The organism is Listeria innocua (assembly GCF_028596125.1).
GTDB classification, from domain to species: domain Bacteria; phylum Bacillota; class Bacilli; order Lactobacillales; family Listeriaceae; genus Listeria; species Listeria innocua.
In genome coordinates this window covers 2,701,630-2,718,359 of record NZ_CP117229.1, presented here as the reverse complement: position 1 = coordinate 2,718,359, position 16,730 = coordinate 2,701,630, and the positions used below count along the sequence as shown (strand labels likewise).

Here is a 16,730-nt window from a genome sequence, read left to right as displayed (position 1 = left end):
AAACTGTAGAATAAGCGTGTTTTTCTCTGACATTTCTGCTAAAATAGTTTAAGAGACTTGCGGATAAGTAACATATTTAAAGAAGCGCCCAAGATTTTCCGGAAAGGAAGGACCCAGATGCCTTTTTCACGTTTATTTGGAAAAAAAGATAAGAATCAAATGGATGATATAGTAGAAGAAGGAGTACAACGCGTACTAGAACTTCCTATGGATAAAATATTCCCGAACCAATTCCAACCACGGACAGTATTTGATCAAGATAAAATTGATGAGCTTGCTCGCACTATCCGAATTCACGGTGTTATTCAGCCGATAGTGGTTAGAGAAATGGAGCCGGATTATTATGAAATTATTGCAGGAGAGCGCCGTTTTCGTGCTGTACTTTCTTTGAAATTGGAAAAAATCCCAGCAATTATTCAAAATTTAGATGATGAAGAAGTAGCTGCGATAGCGTTAATTGAAAACTTGCAACGTGAAGAATTAACGCCCATTGAGGAAGCAAAAGCATATCGGAGCTTGCTAGACATGCAGGACGTGACACAAGAAGCCCTTGCGCAACGTGTCGGGAAAAGCCAGTCTGCCATCGCAAACAAAATGCGTCTTCTAAAACTACCAGAAACTGTCCAAGAAGCCGTTCTTAACAAACAAATTTCAGAGCGCCATGCTCGTTCTTTATTAGCTTTAGAAACGGAAGAACAGCAAGTGAGCCTTTTACAAGAAATAGAAGAAAATCACTGGAACGTCAAACAAACCGAAGCAAGAATTCAAGAGATTTTAGGCGTGAAAAAATCAGTAGCTACTAAAAAAACCAAACCAAAACGCCAAGCTATTAGTCGTGACGTACGTATCGCGATGAATACGATTAAACAGTCGGTCACAATGGTTAAAGATAACGGAATGGACCTAGATTTCACCGAAGAAGAGACAGATGATTTTTATCAAATTACCATTCAAATTCCTAAAAAGAAATAAGAGGTGTAGCAGTGAGGTTTTTGAAGATAATTGGACATGCAGTTGGTGTCATTAGTTGTTTGATGGTACTTCCATCTTTCGTAATAGCGATTACAAGTGCTATTTTAAGTTTTAATCCACTATATATTACCTACTTTTTCACCAGCCCCTATGCCCGAGCAGTAGCCGTAGCAGAAGAGTCTGGTTGGGGAAGTGGCTTCAACATTCTATTAATTAATTACGGGGCATACCTCATCGCGTTTGGCTATACTTTCTTTGCGATAGTGAAGATTTACAGTTGGTACCAAATCGCGAAAGAAGCGAAAAAATAGTTACGAACCTTGCTTACTAAAGCAGGGTTTTTCTTTTTAAATTTAAAACAACTCGATTTGAGTGGAATATAAACTTTCTTACGGTTTTACAAAAATTAGAGAAAATAAGTGCAATTTTGAGCAGAAAAAAGTACAATAGAATTAGGTAAAGTTGTAAAGGAGGGAGTGATTCACTCAACTCTGGGTGGAATCACGAAACGAATGGCAAAGATCATTTTTGTGAAAGACGAACAAAATGAGTTCCAAGCGTATGATTTCTTACAAAATTTAATTGTGGAAGAACCACTAATGGCCACTTTAGTATTTCAAGGCCTGTTACAACTAGAAACAGCAGAAACAAGAAAACTTAGCACTGGTAAGCAAATTCTCCCCGATGTCCATTTAATTATCGGTAAAAGTCAAGCTTACTCACTGCAAACAACTCGAGTGGAAACAACTGTAGACCAACCGATTCAAGAGATGAAAGCACATTTTAAAGATAAAAATTGTCGATTAATTTACTTCACTGCATTTAGTGGAGATGAAACATATTATTGCTTCGTTAAAGGCTATTTTAAAGATAAAAACCCGTTCACTGATCAAATGAGCGCTTACCGCGAAGAAGTCAAACGCGTATTCTTACGTCGTATCGAAGCAGAAACAAGTATTGGTCACCCAGACTATCAATTCGAAACACTAAAAAATCAAGCTTTAGCAAATGAAGGCATTGCTCATTACTTAGATAGTTTTTCAGCAAGCCTAGGTAAATATATTTTCTCTAAGCGAATGGAGAAGAAATGGTCGCAACTAGATTTGGCGCTTAAATCAGATTTATCTCCTGTTATTATTGGTCGTTTAGAAGCAGGGGACCCAGATTTAACTCTTAGAATGTATCAAAAAGTCTGCACGGTTCTAGGTGTTAAGACAACATTCTCTGTAGATTGAAGATAGAAAAGTAATCAGCTTAGGTTGGTTGCTTTTTTTATTTTAAAATGTTTCACGTGAAACATTTCTAGGTTTTAAAAATATCATTTTCACCATTTTTAAGCTTTCAAAATACGAATTTCAATTTATTTTTACTTTTTGTAAGACTAAATGAAAATCTTTTGGTAGAATAGAAGATAAAAGAACCGGAAATCTCGGTACAAAATAAGGGTTGGTGAAAAAGATTGAGCAAAGTGATTGCACTAGCAAACCAAAAAGGTGGGGTTGGTAAAACGACATCATCCGTTAATTTAAGCTCTAGCCTAGCTTTTTTAGGTAAAAAAGTATTACTAGTAGATATTGACCCACAAGGAAATGCGTCAAGTGGTGTTGGTGTAAATAAAGGTGAAATCGAACACTGCATTTATGATGTATTGGTTGATGATGTGGCGATTCAAGATGTGTTACAAAAAACAGATTTAGATAATCTAAATGTTATCCCAGCTACAATTCAACTTGCAGGGGCTGAAGTAGAGCTAGTTCCAGCTATCTCACGTGAAATTAGATTGAAAAAAGCAATCGACTCAATTCGTGATGATTATGACTATGTAATTATTGATTGTCCGCCATCACTTGGGCTTTTGACTTTAAATGCTTTAACAGCCGCAGATTCTGTTTTAATTCCTGTTCAATGTGAGTATTACGCGTTAGAAGGTTTAAGCCAGTTACTAAATACAATAAGAATCGTCCAAAAGCATCTTAATGAAGATTTACAAATTGAAGGTGTTTTACTAACAATGCTTGATGCTAGAACAAATCTAGGTATTCAAGTAATAGAAGAAGTGAAAAAATACTTCCAAAACAAAGTGTTTAATACAATCATTCCACGTAATGTTCGTTTAAGTGAAGCACCTAGCCACGGAAAACCGATTTTGTTGTACGATGCAAAATCAAAAGGGGCAGAAGTTTATTTAGAATTAGCAAAGGAAGTGGTTGCACATGGCTAAAGGTCTAGGTAAAGGAATTAATGCGCTATTTAACAATGTCGATACGAATGAAGAAACAGTACAAAATATCGCTATCAAAGAAATTAAGCCAAATCCATATCAACCACGTAAAATTTTTGATACGAAAGCAATCAATGAATTACGTGATTCCATTAAAATCCACGGTGTTTTACAGCCAATTATTTTAAGAAATGCTGAAAAAGGATATGAAATTGTTGTAGGTGAACGTAGATTCCGTGCAGCAAAAGAAGCTAAACTAAAAGAAATCCCAGCAGTTGTACGTGATTTAACAGAAGAAGAGATGATGGAGCTTTCCGTCATTGAAAACTTACAACGTGAAGATTTATCTCCACTTGAAGAAGCTGAATCATATCAGTTCCTTATGAAAAAATTGGGCTTAACGCAAGCCAAATTAGCAGAACGCGTTGGGAAAAGTAGACCATATATTGCTAACTTTGTACGTCTTTTGACCTTGCCTGAAGAAGTTCAAGTAATGTTACGCGACGGCTCATTGTCAGCCGGACATGGCCGAGTGTTGCTAGGTTTGAAACTTAAGAAAAATATTATCCCAACAGCTAAAAAGGCTGCGACTCAAGGTTTAACAGTTCGCCAACTGGAAGATGTTGTGAACAACTTGAACGAAAATGTTTCACGTGAAACAATTAAGCCTGCCAGAGTGCCTATTTTTATTCGTGAAAGTGAAAGTCAATTACGTGATAAATTTGGTACGGCTGTCTCGATTAAACGTCGTGATAAAAAAGGTAAAATTGAAATTGAATTTTTATCAGATGATGATTTGGATCGTATTTTAGAGATTTTAGATATTCAGTTTGATGATGAATAGGTTGTGATGTTTATGGAAAAAAAGCATTTCGATTTAAATGATATAGTAGAAATGAAAAAGCCTCATCCTTGTGGTACCAATCGATTTAAGATTATTCGTATGGGTATGGATATTCGGATTAAGTGCGAAGGTTGCGGACATAGCGTCATGATTCCTCGACGTGAATTTGAACGAAAAGTAAAGAAAATTTTAGTTAAGGCTGAAGAGTAATAGAGAGCAGACGATTTATACAGTCGTCTGCTCTTTTTTTAAAGCCTTTTAGTTGAAGTTTAGTATTTTCTTCTTTAAAATATAAATAGTATCATTTAATAATTATTATAATTAAAATGATATAGTATTTTATTGGAGGTATTTACATATGACAGAGAGAAAAAATTTAACAACGAACCAAGGCACGCCAGTTGGCGATAACCAAAATTCGATGACTGCGGGACTTAAAGGACCAACTTTATTAGAAGATTATGTTCTAATTGAGAAATTAGCGCATTTTGATAGAGAACGTGTACCGGAGCGAGTTGTGCATGCTCGAGGTGCTGGTGCGCACGGGAAATTTGTTACTAAAAAAAGCATGAAAAAATATACTATCGCTAATTTTTTACAAGAAGAAGGGACAGAAACAGAGGTTTTTGCTCGTTTTTCAACGGTAATTCATGGTCAGCATTCACCAGAAACTTTGCGTGATCCGCGTGGATTCTCTGTTAAGTTTTATACTGAAGAAGGAAATTATGACTTTGTCGGAAATAACTTGCCGGTATTCTTCATTCGTGATGCGATTAAGTTTCCGGATGTTATTCATTCTCTGAAACCTGATCCACGCACGAATATTCAAGATGGTAACCGCTACTGGGATTTCTTTAGCTTGAGTCCTGAAGCTACAACTATGATTATGTATTTATTTAGTGATGAAGGAACTCCGGCTTCTTATCGCGAAATCCGTGGCTCTAGTGTTCATGCGTTTAAATGGATTAATGAAGAGGGGAAAACTGTTTACGTAAAACTACGCTGGGTACCAAAAGCAGGAATTGTGAACCTTTCCACCGAGCAGGCTGCGCAAATTCAAGCAAAAGAATTTAACCATGCGAGCCGTGATTTGTATGAAGCAATTGAAAATGGGGACTACCCTGAATGGGATTTATATGTGCAAGTGCTAGATCCGAAAGACTTAGACAGCTTTGATTTTAACCCATTAGATGCAACAAAAGATTGGTTCGAAGACGTTTTCCCATATGAACATGTAGGGACAATGACACTTAATCGAAATCCGGATAATATTTTTGCAGAGACTGAATCTGTTGGGTTTAATCCAGGTGTACTTGTACGCGGAATGCTTCCTTCTGAGGACCGTTTACTTCAAGGGAGATTGTTCTCTTATTCCGATACTCAAAGACACCGCGTAGGTCCTAACTACTTGCAACTGCCAATTAACAGCCCGAAAGCACCTGTTGCCAACAACCAACGTGATGGCTATATGCCGTTTAAACAACAAACGAGTTCAATTAATTACGAGCCAAATAGTTACGAGACTGAACCAAAAGAAAATCCAGCTTTTATTGAACAAGAACAAGAAATTCGTGGGGATATTTCTGGCCGACTTATTGCTGAAAAACCAAATAACTTTGGTCATGCAAAAGAAGTATGGGATCGCTATTCCGATGCTGAACGTGCGGCGCTTGTGAAAAATATTGTTGATGATTGGTCTGGCGTTCGCGATGATATTAAAATCCGCAATTTGCGAAACTTCTACCAAATAGAACCAGAATTCGCTAATCGAGTGGCTGATGGGACTGGTATTAATCTTGAGGAACATGTAGCAGATTTAAAATAAGTAAGCTTAAAACGAAAATCCTTTTAGGGTTTTCGTTTTTTGGTGGGTGGCTTTTTATTTGAAAAACCTTTATAATATACGTTAGTGAAAAAATGTCTATTTGACGGGCATTTTCAAAATGAAGTTAATGAAAAGGAGTTTATATATAATGGCACTTACAGCTGGTATTGTCGGGCTTCCTAATGTTGGGAAATCGACACTTTTTAATGCAATCACAAAAGCAGGAGCAGAGGCTGCGAATTATCCGTTTGCAACGATTGACCCGAACGTAGGAATTGTTGAAGTTCCTGACCACAGATTAAACAAACTAACGGAACTTGTAAAACCGAAAAAAACCGTTCCAACTACTTTTGAATTTACAGACATAGCTGGAATTGTAAAAGGTGCTAGTAAAGGCGAAGGACTTGGAAACAAATTCTTATCTCATATTCGCCAAGTGGATGCAATTTGCCACGTAACTCGTTGTTTTGATGACGAAAACATCACCCACGTAGAAGGCCGAGTAGACCCTCTAGATGATATTTCTACTATTAACTTAGAACTTATCTTAGCGGATTTAGAAACAGTAGAGAAGCGTATTGGGCGTGTTGAGAAGCTTTCTAAACAAAAAGATAAAGATGCAGTTGCTGAATATAATGTTTTAGTTAAATTACGCGAGGCTTTCGAAAATGACAAGCCAGCTCGTGCAATTGAATTTAACGAAGAAGAAGAAAAAATCGTTCGTAACCTTTTCTTGCTTACAAGAAAGCCTGTTTTATATGTAGCTAACGTAAGTGAAGAAGACGTTTCTAGCCCGGACGATAACAAATATGTCCAACAAGTGCGTGAATTCGCTGCGAGTGAAAACTCCGAAGTTATCGTTGTTTGTGCTCGTGCTGAAGAAGAAATTGCTGAGTTAGAAGATGAAGACAAGCTTGAGTTTTTAGAAGCGCTTGGAATTGAAGAATCAGGCTTAGACCAATTGATTCGTTCCGCGTATACTTTACTTGGCTTAGCGACTTACTTCACAGCAGGTGTTCAAGAAGTTCGTGCTTGGACTTTCATCAAAGGAATGAAAGCTCCACAATGTGCCGGAATCATCCATACTGATTTCGAACGTGGATTCATTCGTGCTGAAGTTGTTGCCTATGATGCATTACTTGAATATGGTTCAGAACAGGCAGCAAAAGAAGCTGGTAAAGTACGCTTAGAAGGTAAAGAATACGAAATGAAAGATGGAGATGTCGTTCATTTCCGCTTTAACGTTTAATATGTTTCACGTGAAACAATCTTTTGATGAGCAGATGCGTCAAAAGATTGTTTTTTTATAGAAATAGTGCGATTCTTGTAATATTTTTCGCGAATTCTACAAGCTTTATAAACACCTAGAGTGATATAATAAAAGTATCTTAAAACAATAAAAGTTCGTTTAGGAGTGTATATGATGGCTAGTAGTTTTCTTGAGGAAGTAGATCGGTTAATAACTTTAAGTGGAATAACCTTTCATGCTAGTGGTACTGGAACACCTGAATTAATTAAAATTTACCAAGATGCTTTAGGGAACGAATTTCCAGAGACATATAAGCTTTTTTTAGAAAAATATGGGACGTTAACTTTTAATGGTGTATCTTTTTATGGTATCTCTAAACGAGGCTTGAGTGCAGCTTCCATACCAGACGTCAAATTTGAAACAGAGCAGGCGCGTACATTTGGGGATATAAATAAAGAGATGATTATGATAAAAAATTCAGGATATGGTTCGATTTTCTCGATAGACACTTCAATTATTGGGAGTGAGGGCGAGCCTGTAATAGTTGAAACTAACTTATCATTCAAAGACAATACAGAAAAGAAAGTTGTTGCTAATAGTTTTGGCGAATTTTTACTGGAAGAAATAGAACTATCTTTAACTGATTTGGGGTAAGAGTGTCAATTTGCGAATGAAACGGTAGGTTACTTTAGTGATGCTAAAATTAAGAACTAAATGTTTCATGTGAAACAATTACAGTATAAAGTTGCTTTGTCAAGAGTTTATTTACTTCTATAGAGCTCCTCGCGATAATTAATTCACAAAATATACAATTTGCCAAGAGCTTAATAATGCTATAATTAACTATAAATTTTTATTATAGGAGTGTTATTTTGATACAATTAATGGTTATAGCATTTTTAATTGTTCTTCTTGTCATTATGCCAAAGAATAACAAAGAGGAAAGAACAGCAGCGCATTTACTAATTGATAGATATGGTATTCAAGTTGCGAAGAAAAATAATCCAGTTCGTCAAATGGCTTTGCTGGAAAAAGCTCTAGGTATTTCTACATATAGAGGTAGCCGTAAAAAGACTTTTGCTTTTATCGGTAGTTTCTTTGTAGTAGCATTTATTTTAGGCTATCTAACGTACTTTTTTGCAATAAATCAAAATTTCCCAGCTACAATCATTGTAGGTATTTTTTTAGTTCTGTTTCTAATTGCCGGAACAATAATAATGTTTGTAATAGCGATCCGCCAAACATCATCATTACGTACAGATGCATGGGCTAAAATCCTAAATACAATCGATCCGCAGTTTCCAATTGAATTTCTTAACGAAAAGAAATGGCAAAAAGCCTTCCTTGCTCAAATGGAAAGCATGGATGGAGAATTAGCATAATCAAAGAAGTATTAGACTTTTAGGAGTTTAATACTTCTTTGATTCCCCGGGAAATATATAGTATTTTTAAATTGGGATGACATTTAAAATAAAACCGGCACCGCTTCAAGATAGAAACGGTGCCGGTTTTTTGTTAGCGAGTATTTCTAGTAGCAATTTTTATACAAAACAAGGCAATTAGAAGTAGTACTAGGCAAAATGCGGGAAATACAAGCATTGATCCCGAATGCAAAACGCCAATGAAGAAAGTACAAATACTGACAATTACATAATAACCTAAGCTTAAAAAGGCACCAGCCGTACCTGCAACTTCTTGGAATTTCACTAGCGCTAAGCTTAAACAATTTGGTAAAGCCATGCCGATTCCTGCCAAGATAATAGAGATGAATAGAATATAAAATACAACTTGGCTCGTTAGCGGGAAAATCGCGACCATACTAAGAGCAAGTGTGCCGATAAGGGCTAATAAAATTCCTTCTTTGATGATTTTATGAGGCGAGTTTTGCTTTAGGCGCCAGTTCGATAGCCAAGCACCTAATATAGTTGAAACGGCCACTGCGCAACCCATAAAGCCATACTGACTCTGATTAAAATGAAACCTCTCAATAAAAATAGTGGGAGCTTCAGAGTAGTAACTAAACAATATCCCATTAAAAATGCCAATTAGCACCCCAAAAGCAATTGTATAGCGGTCAAATATCATTTTTTTACCAATTACTACCATTTTCTGCACACTAAAGGAGGTAGCGTTCGCTGTCTTTGTTTCTGGTAGTCGTTTTAAGCTCCAGAACAGCAATACCATTCCCATAACTACTAAAAATAAAAATACCACGCGAAAGCCGTAATATTGTCCGATAAACCCACCAATTAATGGCCCAATTGCTGGTGAAAATGCCAAAGCGGCTGAGATTTTTGCAAATAAATGGTGGCGATCATTGCCGTGGTAGTTGTCGCGCAAAATCGTCTGTGTTGTAACAGAACCCGTACTCGCCCCGAATGCTTGAACAAATCGGCCAATAAAAAGCATAGTAATATTATTTGAAAGAAGGCAAACGAAGCAACCAAGAAGATAGATGAATATCCCATAATTCATTGCTTTGCGTCGTCCTAAATAATCCGAACTAACACCCCAAAAGAACACGCCAACTGCAAAAGCAAGAAAGTAAATGCTTAAAGTCATCTGAGCCAGGTTTAACGATATCCCGTAGCCCTTAGCAATTTCGGTTAAAGAAGGTGTATAAATAGTTTCACTAATTTGTGGAAACCCTACAAGACAAACAAGTAATGCCAAATTGATTTTCTTTGTTTCGATGTTTTTTTCCATAAAAAACTCTCCTGAATAATTTATTTATCTGGGAAAAAAACATCCTTCACAGGGAAATGGTGGGACCATGATTTTTATTCGCTCATAAAAAAGCATGCAGTCACCCCTTTCTATTTTAAACGGAGATGGTTCCGTTTTTTCGTTAAAGTTTATTGTAGTATATATAGGCGGAAAGATAAAGGGGTAGTTGATAGTTTGGATAAATATGCATTGAAATTACCGAAATTTGAGTGTTTATGTTAAAAATTTAAATTAAATTCTTATGAAAATGCGCTTAAATCGAATCTTTTGTGACTAATTGGTTTTACGATGATTAGAAAAATGAATAATGAGCTAATTCGAAAAAAATCTATTAAATTTCTACTGCTTTTTTACACAATCTGAGCAGGAATAATAATAAATTGTTTTGATTTAAGCTATTAATGATGATAATAAGGCATTTCATTACCATTTTGGTTATACATTGTCCATTCATGATACATTAAAAGAATAGAATTAAGATAAGGATGATGTGATGAAAAAGTTTCTTTCCACTATTATTTTAGTAACACTTGTCATTGGTAATGTAATGTTTTTAAATTTTATTACTAATACTTTGTCGCATGATTTTCTTTTTAAAGGGCAGGCAGAAGTGCAGATTAAATATAAAGAGGATGTTCAGGTTTTAGCAGTTAATAATTCTATAAAGCAATTTTCAGAAGCAAACAATATCAACATAGCTCAGTATACATTTTTAGATGAACGTGATTTGAATATCTATGCCTCTAATTCCCAATATTCGCCAAATATAAAGCTTAAAAAAGGAGATTATCCCGATAAAAACCGTTTTTTGGCGAATCGGGAAAGTGGCGATGAAAAACAATCGGGTGTGATTTATCATCCTTCTAAGTATTGGGTTTTAAAGGTTTATGACTTTGGACAAATTAAAAATGTGGGTCTAAGTGATACTTTTTATGTAAGTGGTTTAGATAACCAGGATACGTATCAGGCTTTTTTAAAGGAATTTGAACAGTACGGGGAAATAACTACGAAAAGTGTTGACGTGAGCTGGTGGAAATATATTAATATCCCGTTACTTATGACTTTGCTTTTGTGTTTTGTCATTTTATTTATTTTTACATATTACTATTTAAGATACTCCAAACAGCGGTTATTTGTTAATCGTATATGGGGGAATTCTAAGTTAGTTACATTAAAGTCTTTGTTCAATAAAACTATTAAATTTACATTGTTTAGTGAGTTAGTGATTTTGGTGGTTTTTGTTGGCATAGTTTTAGTAAGAGGGCTATCCGCATACTCAGTAGAAATAGTATCGAAGTTGCTTTTGTTTAATGTGCTTTTGTTGATTTTTATTCTGTTTCCGACGTATTTCTTTGGATTACTTAGAATACAGAAAATCGATCAACCAAAGTCTGACCAACATATGCAGTCGGCAAAACAACATTTGGCTATCAATTTAGTTATTAAATTTGCTCTGCTTTGTGTATTTATTGGTACGATTATAGCTTCCTATCAATCGCTGCAGATGTTAAATACAAGACTAGCTAATATGGACGTGTGGAATGATGCAAAGAACATTTTTAAAGTAAATGTAGGAGTTTTACCCGAGAATATTGAAGACGATTTAAAAGCTGATAGAAAATTAAACGATAAGTTAAATGCTTTTTATAAAGAAGGAACAGCTAAAAAAGAGATGTTTTTAATGTATTCGAAAAATTTTACGCGGGTTGAAAATGATACTTTTTTATATGAAACCTATTTGAATAAGATCTCTGAAATAAATTCGCCTGAAGGGAATAGCGTAGAGGTTGATTTTAATTACTTAAAATTAAACCCGATTAAAAGTGCACAAGGGCAGAACGTAGAAAATGAAGCAATAATCAATGATAAAGTTTTGAATATTATAGTTCCTACGAGCAAGAAGGAATTCGAGAAAGACATAAAAAAAGCTTATCTTGATCACTTCTATTTTCAAAAGGTAGAGGTGGCTAATATGTATAATGAGGCTTTGAATCGTCCTGTTTTAGAGCTAAGTAAGGACGACTTAAGTATCAATATTATTTATGCTCAAAATAACCAAGACTATTTTTCCTATGATAGTAGTGCGGGGGATTTACGAACGGGGAACATCACAGATCCAATAGCGATTATCTATACAGGGAACATTGATTCATCTAGTATTGGCGCTCGTGTAACTTCTTCTGTATATTTTGTTGATAAAACGAAGGGTGATGCGTTTAATGCTATTTTGCCACTTATTAATAATTCAAATGCAAGAGAAATTACCAATGTAACGAGTGTTTATCAAGAAGTATCAAGCGAATTAACTGCTTTAAAATGGCAAATTTATCAGCAATCGATAGGTACGATTATTTTAGCGATAAGCTCCTATTCTTTTATGATATTGCTTGTATTATCATATTACCGGGAGAACTTATATAAACAACTTATTTACCATGTATTTGGATATTCGTTTTGGAAAAGTAGTAAATGGTTTATTATAAGTAATTTGGCCGTGTGTGCTTTTTCGGGAGTCGTTACTTTCATTATTACTAAAGAACCAATTGCTTTATATTTTAGTGTAGTTATTCTCCTCATAGAGCTATGTGTTATTTACTTTTTAAAGGAAAAAGTAATTAATAAAGATTTTAAAGCCATACTAAAAGGTGAAAAATATGATTGAATTAGTTAATGTCAGTAAAAAGATACAAGATAAATTGATTTTGGAAAAAGTCTCTCTTTCTATTGGAGCTGGCGAATTTATTGCAGTCGTCGGCGAGAGTGGTAGTGGGAAGACAACGCTGCTAAATGTTATCGGACACCTAGATTCAAAAGATAGTGGGCAAGTTATTATTAACGAGATGGAATATCAGACGAAAAAAGAGGTTATGACTCTAAAAAAAGAGGTGTTAGGTTTTATATTCCAAAATTATCTATTGATGGAAAATGAAACAGTGTTAGAAAACTTATCCATTACAGGTGGGGAAAATCGCAAGCTGATGATAGAGCATTTGGAAGAAGTAGGAATGGATGAGAGCTATTTAGCAAAAAAAGTATACCAATTAAGTGGTGGAGAAAAACAACGGATTGCTATTGTGCGCATTTTACTCAAACCATTTCAACTTTTACTTGCGGACGAACCAACTGGCAATTTAGATGATAAAAACAAACAAAAAATCATTGAATTATTTCTAGCCTTGAAAAAGCAAGGTAAGACTATCGTTTGTGTCACGCATGACCCGGAAATATCAGGAAAAGCAGATCGGGTCATTTATATTGAGAAGGGAGAAATAAGATGAAAATTATCGGTATTTCTTTAGTAAATAGCCTTTTAATACTCTTAGTGGTACTTATTCATAAAGTTTTCTTTAGAGTTTTATTGCTTGGATATGAAAACTTGTTTATCTATTGGGGCTCCTTTGTATTAATTTATTTTATTTTGAATTTAATTACGAATAGGCTGCTGTTATCTAGGGCTTAAATAACAAAAATCCCAGCTACTAAACTAGTAGCTGGGATTTTTTTATTCAAACAAGAAATCTAAAATCTTATCACCAATTTTTTTCTTCTCACCTTGATAAGGGAAGCAGTGCATGTGCATCGCTGGATTGAAGTTTAGCTCGATGATAGCGTGCTTATCGCGGTCAATTGTTTCACGTGGAACAATTATGTCTACGCCGCAAATTTTGGCATCAAGGACTTGGGTGGCGCGAATAGCTATTTCTTTGAAGTAGTCATCCATTTCTTCGGTATAGTCAATGCTGTCGCCACCTGTGCTGACATTGGAGTTTTCGCGAAGGTAGATGATTTCTTCTGCTTTAGGAATACTATCCCAAGAAAGATTTTGCATGGATAGCATGAGAGTTTCTTCAGGACCAGTACGGATTTTTTCAAGTGGTTTTAAATGGTCCGTTCCGCGCAATGGATCGGTGTTTTTTTCTTCAACCAGTTGGCGCACTGTATGGATTCCGTCGCCAGTTACGTTAGCTGGTACGCGTTTTAAAACAGCCTCAACTTTGTCGTTAATGACTAAGAAACGGAACTCGTCGCCAGGAATGAACTCCTCGATAATGACGGAGCTATCGTAACTGAATGCGATATTTAAAGCTTCTTGGTAATCTTCTAGCGTAAATTTGTTTTTGAAAATGCTGATACCCCAACCATAGTTGGTAGATTTTGGTTTAACGACGATTTGCTTATCTTCAAATAAAGAGAAAGCTTCAAGTGCAAGCGCTTGATCGCTAAAACTATCGCCAAATGGTACGCGAATGCCGTGCTCTGCTAGTACAAGCTTGGTGACAACTTTATTTTCCATCATTAACACAGATACATAGTTGTCTTTAGAAGTTTTGCTGGCTTGTTTCACATACTCCACATGGTCGCCTTTTTGGAAGCGAAGGAAGTTTTCGGCCCGGTCTAATACGTCAACTTTGATACCGCGCGCGATGGCGTCTTTCCAAATGATTTGTGTGGAAAGTTCCATGTCTTCTGCGCCAACGAGTTTATAAGCCAGCGCCTCTGTTTCTTCCATATAAGTTTTTGCTTGGTTTAAATGGAATTCGACGTAACCTTCTTTAGCTGATTGTGCTTGTACTTGTGCAGCAATCGTTTTTTCAGGGTGTAGCAGGCGTTCTTTTTGTTTTTCAATGATTGCTTGGAAATGGTTGTCGTTAGGAATTAGACTTTGGATGAAGTCGCTCATTTTGTCTAATTCTAAAAGTCCTGCATCAGCAAGGGACATTTCCTCGTTATCACAGTTTTTAATTGCGGGCTGTGCAAGGCCGTTTAACGCGATATTATTTTCGTTTTCGTCGGCTAGTTGTTGGTTGTTCGCGCATAGCTCACGATCTTCCGAAAGCAAACCTTTAATTAAAAATAGGTGGATAAAAATAAGTTCATCTTTGGAAATTCCGTTTGGTTCAAGTGGATTTAAGTCAATCGAGCGAATTTCTAGATATTCCACACCATGCTTAGCTAAACTTTCAACAGTTTGATCAGTATGGGCATTTTTTAAACGGATTGGATTATAAAATTCGCGCATACTTTCGATTTTACCAGCTTCAATGTAGTTGGAAATACTCGAAATATAAGCGTCAAATGAATTGTAATCGACGAAAAGCGATTCTTTGTTTTTATAGCCGGCATTACTATTGCGAAGGGAAATCCCGCGATGAAGCGCTTTGCTACCATCGTTCAGTACTTCTTCGCTGTTTGTTTTTGTAAAATCAGCGAGATAAACTGGACTCGCGCCAGTTAAATAAATAAGCAACCAACGATTTTTCATGAAATATTTAGCTACTTTTAAATATAAGCGATTTTTAAAGTCGCGTTTAGATTCGTTAGGATGGCTGATTTCGGCATAAAGCCCGTCAATTAGCGCTTCAGGAAAAGAGAAATTATAGTGAATTCCGGATAATAATTGGATTTTCTTACCGTAGCCTTTAGCCAAGTGCTCGCGATATTTTCTATCAGGGCTGTCGGGCGTTTTGTATTCTGCAATGGGAATATCTTCTTCTGCTGGTAAAATTGGCGGATTGCTAGAAGGCCAAAGCAGTTCGTTTTCTGCGCGTAGTGAAACGATATTATGAAGATTTTCAAGCCATTCATATACAGCGTCAATCGAGTCGGTCACTGGCGTAATCATTTCAATTTGGCTTTCCGAAAAATCGGTTTTAATATATGGGTTATCTTCTTTTGGGCCAAAAATTGCTGGATGAGGCGTAAGAGCCAATTTTCCATCAGAAGTTACGCGTATATTCTCTTTTTCCAAACCAAAATGACCAGAAAATAAGTATTTCCGGAGAGCTTCGTTTTCTTTAAAAGAATCGAGCATCGTCATATCAAGTTTTATCATGTTTTCACCTCAGGGGTTTTAAATAAGTTCATATAGAGATATTTTACCGCAATATGTGAAATTAGTATAATAATTGATTTGTGATTTACAATAGTGCAGAAAATTTTAAAAAATGTAGAAAAAATACTACTGAACTTATATAATGAGTGCAAGAGGTGAAAAAATGGAGATTCGGAACTTAACTAAAAAGATGGAAGACAACTTGGTTTTGAAGGATATTTCATTTGGTTTGAAAGCAGGAGAGATAACAGCACTTATAGGAAGAAATGGTGTTGGGAAAACGACGCTTTTTTCCACAATGACGGGAATTTATTTGCCTGATGAGGGAGATGTTTTTTTAGACGGGAAAAGTATTTTTGAACATCCTGAAGTCAAGCAGCAGTTGTTTTTCTTGGAAGACAATATGAATCACTTTAATACATATAGTGTACAAACCGTCGTCAAGATTTATCGGAAAATTTATCCGACTTTTGATGAAACTTTTTTCAATGATTTAATGCGACAATTCGAATTACCAATGAAGGCGAAATTAATGTCTTTTTCGAAAGGACGAAAAGCTTTATTTTTCATTATTTTAGCTTTTTCTTTAGATGTTCGTTATTTATTACTAGATGAACCTATGGATGGGCTAGATATTATTATTAAAAAGCAAATTTTAGCGATTATAAAAGACACGGTGAAAAAGCGCGAAATGAGCGTGGTAATTGCTTCTCACCGTTTGGATGAACTAGAAGCTATTGCCAATCGGGTCATTGTTTTAAAAGGGGCTCATTTGGAGCTTGATTATTATTTAGATGACATGCGAAATGATGCAGTGAAAATCCAAGTAGCTTTTAAAACAAAGAAAATACCTGATTTCGTAAAAAACAATGCGCAATTATTATATCGAAATGGGAGAATTTACACGCTTTTAGTTACAAAAAATGCCAGTGAATTTGTTCGGAAATTGCGACTAGAGGAACCAGTTTTATTTGAAGAAATGGCTATTTCTATAGAGGATATTTTTACGGTGCATTTAGCGAATGACAAGATTGATTATTACGAGATTTAAAGACATAT

16 protein-coding genes are annotated in these 16,730 nt (G+C 35.6%); 14 read left to right on the top strand and 2 right to left on the bottom strand.

Annotated features, from left to right (window positions below; genetic code table 11):
• The first annotated feature begins 117 nt into the window (after window positions 1-117).
• The 10 genes from noc (at window position 118) to PQQ29_RS14080 (ending at window position 8,493) form a co-directional block, all read left to right on the top strand.
• Window positions 118-972: a nucleoid occlusion protein gene (gene noc, locus PQQ29_RS14125; protein WP_003772776.1), complete on the top strand. Its 855-nt coding sequence runs from the start codon at window positions 118-120 to the stop codon at window positions 970-972.
• 11 nt (window positions 973-983) lie between these two features.
• Window positions 984-1,283 (top strand): hypothetical protein, encoded by a 300-nt coding sequence (locus tag PQQ29_RS14120; protein ID WP_003725338.1) that lies wholly within the window; start codon window positions 984-986, stop codon window positions 1,281-1,283.
• Between the two features lie 165 nt (window positions 1,284-1,448).
• On the top strand, window positions 1,449-2,207 hold the full coding sequence (locus PQQ29_RS14115; protein ID WP_010991450.1) for a helix-turn-helix domain-containing protein: 759 nt from the start codon (window positions 1,449-1,451) through the stop codon (window positions 2,205-2,207).
• A 224-nt stretch (window positions 2,208-2,431) separates the two neighbouring features.
• Window positions 2,432-3,193, top strand: a complete 762-nt coding sequence (locus PQQ29_RS14110) for a ParA family protein (protein ID WP_003722150.1) — start codon at window positions 2,432-2,434, stop codon at window positions 3,191-3,193.
• The gene (locus PQQ29_RS14105) at window positions 3,186-4,037 is read left to right on the top strand and encodes a ParB/RepB/Spo0J family partition protein (protein ID WP_003772782.1); all 852 of its coding nucleotides are present in this window, start codon (window positions 3,186-3,188) and stop codon (window positions 4,035-4,037) included. Before PQQ29_RS14110 ends, PQQ29_RS14105 begins: the two co-directional genes overlap by 8 nt.
• Window positions 4,038-4,043: 6 nt before the next feature.
• A complete protein-coding gene (locus PQQ29_RS14100; protein ID WP_077904843.1) occupies window positions 4,044-4,247 on the top strand; it encodes a DUF951 domain-containing protein in 204 nt (67 codons plus the stop codon).
• 148 nt (window positions 4,248-4,395) lie between these two features.
• Window positions 4,396-5,862 carry a catalase gene (locus PQQ29_RS14095; RefSeq protein ID WP_010991449.1) on the top strand — a complete coding sequence of 489 codons (1,467 nt, stop codon included), beginning with the start codon at window positions 4,396-4,398 and terminating at the stop codon, window positions 5,860-5,862.
• 148 nt (window positions 5,863-6,010) lie between these two features.
• Entirely contained in the window at window positions 6,011-7,111 is a 1,101-nt protein-coding gene (ychF, locus tag PQQ29_RS14090) for a redox-regulated ATPase YchF (RefSeq protein ID WP_003722138.1), read from the top strand.
• Between the two features lie 174 nt (window positions 7,112-7,285).
• Window positions 7,286-7,765, top strand: coding sequence for an SMI1/KNR4 family protein (locus tag PQQ29_RS14085; protein WP_245394442.1), 480 nt, complete (start codon window positions 7,286-7,288; stop codon window positions 7,763-7,765).
• Between the two features lie 218 nt (window positions 7,766-7,983).
• Complete coding sequence (locus tag PQQ29_RS14080; RefSeq protein WP_010991447.1) at window positions 7,984-8,493, top strand: hypothetical protein; 510 nt, start codon at window positions 7,984-7,986, stop codon at window positions 8,491-8,493.
• Window positions 8,494-8,626: 133 nt separating this feature from the next.
• Here the strand turns inward: PQQ29_RS14080 and PQQ29_RS14075 are convergent, their stop codons facing one another.
• Window positions 8,627-9,817 carry a multidrug effflux MFS transporter gene (locus PQQ29_RS14075; RefSeq protein WP_187983811.1) on the bottom strand — a complete coding sequence of 397 codons (1,191 nt, stop codon included), beginning with the start codon at window positions 9,815-9,817 and terminating at the stop codon, window positions 8,627-8,629.
• Between the two features lie 514 nt (window positions 9,818-10,331).
• Here PQQ29_RS14075 and PQQ29_RS14070 point away from each other — a divergent pair.
• The 3 genes from PQQ29_RS14070 to PQQ29_RS14060 are packed head-to-tail and all read left to right on the top strand — an operon-like array spanning window position 10,332 to window position 13,298.
• Complete coding sequence (locus PQQ29_RS14070; protein ID WP_187983812.1) at window positions 10,332-12,500, top strand: DUF1430 domain-containing protein; 2,169 nt, start codon at window positions 10,332-10,334, stop codon at window positions 12,498-12,500.
• Window positions 12,493-13,116 carry an ATP-binding cassette domain-containing protein gene (locus PQQ29_RS14065; protein ID WP_010991444.1) on the top strand — a complete coding sequence of 208 codons (624 nt, stop codon included), beginning with the start codon at window positions 12,493-12,495 and terminating at the stop codon, window positions 13,114-13,116. Before PQQ29_RS14070 ends, PQQ29_RS14065 begins: the two co-directional genes overlap by 8 nt.
• Window positions 13,113-13,298, top strand: a complete 186-nt coding sequence (locus PQQ29_RS14060; protein WP_045552755.1) for a bacteriocin-like WGxF protein — start codon at window positions 13,113-13,115, stop codon at window positions 13,296-13,298. Before PQQ29_RS14065 ends, PQQ29_RS14060 begins: the two co-directional genes overlap by 4 nt.
• Before the next feature lie 42 nt (window positions 13,299-13,340).
• On the opposite strand, the gene gshAB is transcribed toward PQQ29_RS14060, so the two are convergent.
• Window positions 13,341-15,671: a bifunctional glutamate--cysteine ligase GshA/glutathione synthetase GshB gene (gene gshAB / locus PQQ29_RS14055; RefSeq protein WP_010991443.1), complete on the bottom strand. Its 2,331-nt coding sequence runs from the start codon at window positions 15,669-15,671 to the stop codon at window positions 13,341-13,343.
• A gap of 163 nt (window positions 15,672-15,834) precedes the next feature.
• On the opposite strand from gshAB, the gene PQQ29_RS14050 reads away from it, so the two are divergent.
• Window positions 15,835-16,722: an ATP-binding cassette domain-containing protein gene (locus PQQ29_RS14050; protein ID WP_003764405.1), complete on the top strand. Its 888-nt coding sequence runs from the start codon at window positions 15,835-15,837 to the stop codon at window positions 16,720-16,722.
• The last annotated feature ends 8 nt before the right edge of the window (window positions 16,723-16,730 follow it).

Coding starts and splice junctions, on each gene's coding strand:
- noc (WP_003772776.1), top strand. CDS start 118: ATGCCTTTTTCACGTTTATTTGGAAAAAAAGATAAGAATCAAATGGAT.
- PQQ29_RS14105 (WP_003772782.1), top strand. CDS start 3,186: ATGGCTAAAGGTCTAGGTAAAGGAATTAATGCGCTATTTAACAATGTC.
- PQQ29_RS14100 (WP_077904843.1), top strand. CDS start 4,044: ATGTTTATGGAAAAAAAGCATTTCGATTTAAATGATATAGTAGAAATG.
- PQQ29_RS14095 (WP_010991449.1), top strand. CDS start 4,396: ATGACAGAGAGAAAAAATTTAACAACGAACCAAGGCACGCCAGTTGGC.
- ychF (WP_003722138.1), top strand. CDS start 6,011: ATGGCACTTACAGCTGGTATTGTCGGGCTTCCTAATGTTGGGAAATCG.
- PQQ29_RS14085 (WP_245394442.1), top strand. CDS start 7,286: ATGGCTAGTAGTTTTCTTGAGGAAGTAGATCGGTTAATAACTTTAAGT.
- PQQ29_RS14075 (WP_187983811.1), bottom strand. CDS start 9,817: ATGGAAAAAAACATCGAAACAAAGAAAATCAATTTGGCATTACTTGTT.
- PQQ29_RS14070 (WP_187983812.1), top strand. CDS start 10,332: ATGAAAAAGTTTCTTTCCACTATTATTTTAGTAACACTTGTCATTGGT.
- PQQ29_RS14065 (WP_010991444.1), top strand. CDS start 12,493: ATGATTGAATTAGTTAATGTCAGTAAAAAGATACAAGATAAATTGATT.
- PQQ29_RS14060 (WP_045552755.1), top strand. CDS start 13,113: ATGAAAATTATCGGTATTTCTTTAGTAAATAGCCTTTTAATACTCTTA.
- gshAB (WP_010991443.1), bottom strand. CDS start 15,671: ATGATAAAACTTGATATGACGATGCTCGATTCTTTTAAAGAAAACGAA.
- PQQ29_RS14050 (WP_003764405.1), top strand. CDS start 15,835: ATGGAGATTCGGAACTTAACTAAAAAGATGGAAGACAACTTGGTTTTG.